The organism is Enterobacter sp. UCD-UG_FMILLET (genome assembly GCF_000762975.1).
Classification (GTDB): Bacteria; Pseudomonadota; Gammaproteobacteria; order Enterobacterales; family Enterobacteriaceae; genus Enterobacter; species Enterobacter dykesii.
Window position 1 is genome coordinate 1 of record NZ_JRJC01000052.1, and the last position, 4,825, is coordinate 4,825.

At 46.0% G+C, this 4,825-nt stretch carries 2 protein-coding genes and 1 pseudogene; all 3 read left to right on the forward strand.

What is annotated here, in order from left to right; translation table 11 throughout:
- Positions 1 to 669, forward strand: a pseudogene (locus tag LA04_RS25165) (SAM-dependent DNA methyltransferase); the annotation flags it as partial.
- A 1,445-nt stretch (positions 670 to 2,114) separates the two neighbouring features.
- A complete protein-coding gene (locus tag LA04_RS22600) occupies positions 2,115 to 3,128 on the forward strand; it encodes a restriction endonuclease (RefSeq protein ID WP_047653287.1) in 1,014 nt (337 codons plus the stop codon).
- Between the two features lie 273 nt (positions 3,129 to 3,401).
- Positions 3,402 to 4,825, forward strand: a 1,424-nt coding sequence (locus tag LA04_RS22605) for a type I restriction-modification system subunit M (protein ID WP_047653288.1), incomplete at its 3' end; no start/stop codon positions are given.

Below are 4,825 nucleotides of genomic sequence, written 5' to 3' on the forward strand. Positions count from 1 at the left end.
TTTGCGCCGAAGCCGTTTAACGCGCCAATGGAACGTCTTTATGAAGCGTTCGCAGCCCAATGGCAGGCGGATAGCTATGGTGATTTCTCCGAGCTGGAAGCCGATGCGCGCGCCATCATTAAAGCTGAATTCGCCGAGCTGAAAGAGAAGCAGATTAAAGACCTGCTCGACAGCAAACTGTGGCTGGCACAGCGCGGATTGATGGAAAAAGCACAGCAGATTCAGACGGCTCTGGGGACACAGGCGGGKGGAAAAATGCTGGTGAGCAATGACTTCAACCAGTTCCAGCTGACCCTGAAAGGGGCCATCAAAACGGCTGGCGTGAAGCTTGATGCGAAAGAGAACAAGCAGTTTATCGATGCCATCACCACCAAAAACCCGGATGCCGAGCCGGTGGTGAAAAAGGTGCTGAAAGAAGCCGCTCAGCCGCTGTACGGGGCATTTGAGTACAAAGGCCAGGTTGTTGAGTTTGAGCAGGATGGTGATCTGCGCGATAACGAGAACGTGCCGCTGAACCCGGCAGTGTCTACCAGCGACCTGATTGAAAACTACTTCAAAGCAGAAGTGCTGCCATTGGTGGCTGATTCTTGGATTAATGCTGAAAAGCAAGATATTAAAGATAATAATATCGGAATAGTTGGTTATGAGATCAACTTTCATTCCTATTTCCAGCGAAAGCACTACAGAGATAAGCTTCTTCAAGGAAAATCGGTTCGTTTAAAAGAAATAGTGAAAATAAACAATTCTGGGTTTTATGTATTGGACCAATTAACTGGGAGGATAAATGAATTTTCTTCCTTAAGTGAAAAGAGAATAGCACTCAATCCAGTTCGCTTTGATTTTTACAATGAAACTCTTCTTCCTGATTTTTATAATATATTTTTACAACAGGAAGAAGGTGTGGACTGGCTTAAGAAAAATTTCAAATCCCTTTCTGTACTCTCAAGAAACATATCAATGTCAGCATGGTTAAATGCGAGGTTCTCACTTCCAGTCGTAGGTAATCAGTCCGGCTTAATAGAGTTTTGGAATGAATGTGAGGCAGTGTTAGCTCGAGTCTCTTTACTTAAAAAAACTGCTTTCTCAAATTTTAACTCGGCACAAGAACAGTTACTGCCATATCTAAGTGTTGCGCATAGATATGAACAAGAATTCTCAGCAATGCTGCCTACACCTTTAGCCATTCTGTGGGAGTTAGCAGAATCAAAATTTAATAATAGGGAGCGGTGTGAGGCTTTTATCAAGTTTTTTGAATATCTTGGTTTGTATTTCGTTGCATTTATCTTTGGGCATAAAAAACCGTCAAAAGAATTCTTTTGTAAAAAGAAAAAAGACTTGCCAGATATTACAATGGCCTTTGGTTATAATCGGATTAACGACTATAAAAATATATTTGACTTAAGTGATGGCAATGTCAACTTGATATGTAGTGATGAGATTGTAAGCATTCTCCGTGAAGCCACTGAGTTAAGGAATGATATATCTCATAGAGGATTGCCCTCTGCTACAGCTGTAAATTCAGCGAAAGAGGTTGTTGAGCGTTTAGTTAATCGCATGCAACTTGAGTGTCGAGATTTTTTTGAAATGACCACTCTTATAAAACCAATTCAAGCAAAATTCGATGGAAGTGGGTTTTTGAATGAAGTTGAGGTTCTTAAAGGGTTAGGGATTAATCCGAGTAAAACTACGCAATTCAAGACTTCTGAGCCTATGATATCCGGAGAGTTATATCTTGCACATAGTGATTTAGCGGCCAATGAAAATATAATCGTAACAAAAATTTTTCCTTTAATGGTCACAAGAGAGATTTTACCTGAAAGTGATATAATAGGTTTTTACTTTTACAGTGACATTTTTAACGATAATATTCGTTTTGTTTGTCCTTATCCTAACGTTACAACTTACACGTTTCTTGATAGAAATATTATTACAGCTAGCCTAGGGTGAATTTCCTTGCCTAGTCAGGAACGCTGATAAAAAATAGATTTATCACTAGTTATGTCCTCGCAAAAATAAATCCTGGGATGTGAGGGCATCCATTGTAGTGCGTTTTGACGCCTGCAGCTAACAAGATTATGATCCAGCTAAATTTCTTTTCCGCATAAGGGACAGGTATGGATAACAGAATGTGGATGATTCGCGGCGATGGCGGAAAACTCTATGACGACTTTCGCGATAAACAAATCGTAGGTATTGGTTGGTCGCAACTGGCTCCTTTGGTCAAACCCGGCCTGTCCCGACCCCAGTTACTCGCTTTATACCAAAAAGTAGATCCCTTAACAAAGCTGGGAAGTGCCCGTTCTGGTGCCTCACAGGTCTGGCGTTTTGTGAATGAAATCCAAAAGGGGGATTGGGTTATTACCTATTCGCCAGCCAATCGTACTTATCTGTTAGGCAAAGTTACTTCCGACTTCCAATATCATCCAGAATTGGTGGAGGAGGGGATGGGGATTGCTCGGCAGGTCAAATGGAATACTGAAGAAATCGACCGCGATCGTTTGTCTGTTGCGACCAAAAATACATTGGGCTCTACGCTGACTGTTTTCCAGCTTCCAGAGTATGCGTTAGTAGAGCTTTTACAGGATAAGAAACCCACAGTAGACGTTATTACCCAGAATCCAGTTCGAATGGATGAGGATGAAGTTGTTTCAGATCCGCTTCGGGATATGGAAATGCTTGCGTTTGAGGGTATTAAAGATCGTATCAACTCACTCGACTGGGACGAGATGCAGGACCTTGTTGCAGGCGTCTTACGCAGCATGGGATATAAAACTCAGGTATCCCCCGCTGGAGCCGATCGTGGTAAAGACATCATCGCTTCACCTGATGGATTTGGCTTTGAAAATCCGCGTATTATCGTCGAGGTAAAACATCGTAGAGAACAGATGGGAAGTCAGCAAATCCGCAGCTTTATTGGCGGTCGTCATAAAGACGATCGTGGGCTTTATGTCAGTACCGGTGGCTTCACTAAAGAGGCTCGATATGAAGCCGATCGTTCGACGATACCGCTGACGCTTTGGACGCTGGATGACCTTGTCAGAGCGCTTATCGAAAACTATGAGCAAGTCGATATTGACACTAAGTTGCTGGTGCCGCTCAAAAAAACCTATATTCCCGCCAAAACTTAGTTTCGACAGCAGTTCAGATGCCTGATTAAGTCGCCTAAGGGCGGCTTTTTTGTCTGGCATTTAGCGTTTATTAGTCTCATTGAATGTAGATGGACATTAGCCTGACACTCCCACCGCTCTCCTCAACTGTTTTCTCACTTGCAGTAATCATTTCTTTGTCCTGTATCGTTTGCGATAGTCTTCGTAGCGGGTATTATTTTGCGCACTGCATTCCAAAATTGAATTTTTGCCTGGGCATTTTGCTCCAGGGCTGCAATCTCCTCCGAGGGCTTCATGACTAACACTAACTTTTCTCAAACGGCTGCGTTTATCTGGTCGGTGGCCGATCTGCTGCGCGGTGATTTCAAACAGTCTCAGTACGGGCGCGTGATCCTGCCCTTTACGCTGCTGCGCCGTCTTGAGTGTGTGTTAGCGGAGACCAAAGACGCGGTGGTGGCAAAATACGATGAATTAAAAACCAGCCCGCTGCCGGAAGATGCCAAAGAGAAGTTTCTGCTGCGCGCAAGCGAGCTTTCCTTCTTCAACACCTCGAAGATGGACCTGGGCAAAATGGGGCAGAACGACATCAAAGCCAACCTGGAAAGCTACGTACAGGCCTTCTCCCCGGACGCACGTGAAATCTTCGAACACTTCAAATTCAGTGAGTTCGTTGGCTTGCTGGAAGACGCCAACCTGCTGTTTAAAGTGGTGAAGAAATTCGCCACCACCGATTTGAGCCCGAAAGCGATTTCCAACTATGAGATGGGCCTGGTGTTTGAAGAACTTATCCGCCGTTTCGCGGAAAGCTCTAACGAGACCGCCGGTGAGCACTTTACCCCACGCGATATCGTGCGTCTGACCACTTCGCTGGTGTTTATGGAAGATGATGAAGCCCTGACGCAGCCCGGTATCATCCGCACCATTTACGATCCGACGGCCGGGACAGGCGGCTTCCTCTCTTCAGGCATGGAATATGTGCACGAGCTGAACCCTAACGCGGTGATGCGCGCCTTTGGCCAGGAGCTGAACCCGGAATCCTACGCTATCTGTAAAGCCGATATGCTGATCAAAGGTCAGGATGTCAGCCGTATTAAGCTGGGCAACACCCTTTCTAACGACCAGCTTCCGCTGGATCAGTTCGACTACATGCTCTCTAACCCGCCGTTTGGCGTGGACTGGAAGAAGATCGAGGGCGAGATTAACGACGAACATATGCAGAAAGGTTTTAACGGTCGCTTTGGCCCGGGCCTGCCGCGTGTTTCTGACGGCTCACTGTTGTTCCTGATGCACCTGATCAGCAAAATGCGCGACAACCACAATGTGGATGGTACCGTGAGCAACGGTGGGCGTATCGGGATTATCCTTAACGGTTCCCCACTGTTCACCGGTGGTGCGGGCAGCGGCGAGAGCGAAATCCGTCGCTATATTCTGGAAGCCGATTTGCTGGAAGGCATTGTCGCGCTGCCAACAGACATGTTCTACAACACCGGCATTGCCACCTACGTCTGGATCCTCTCCAACAAGAAAGCGCCTGAGCGTAAAGGCAAAGTACAGCTGATTGATGGCACCAACCTGTGCGGCAAAATGCGTAAATCGCTGGGTTCCAAACGTAACCTGATGGGCGAAGACGATATCAAGCTGATCACCCAGACCTTCGGTGAGTTTGAGGTGGTGGATGTCACAACTCTGGAAGAACTGGGTCTGGAGAAAGCCGCCGA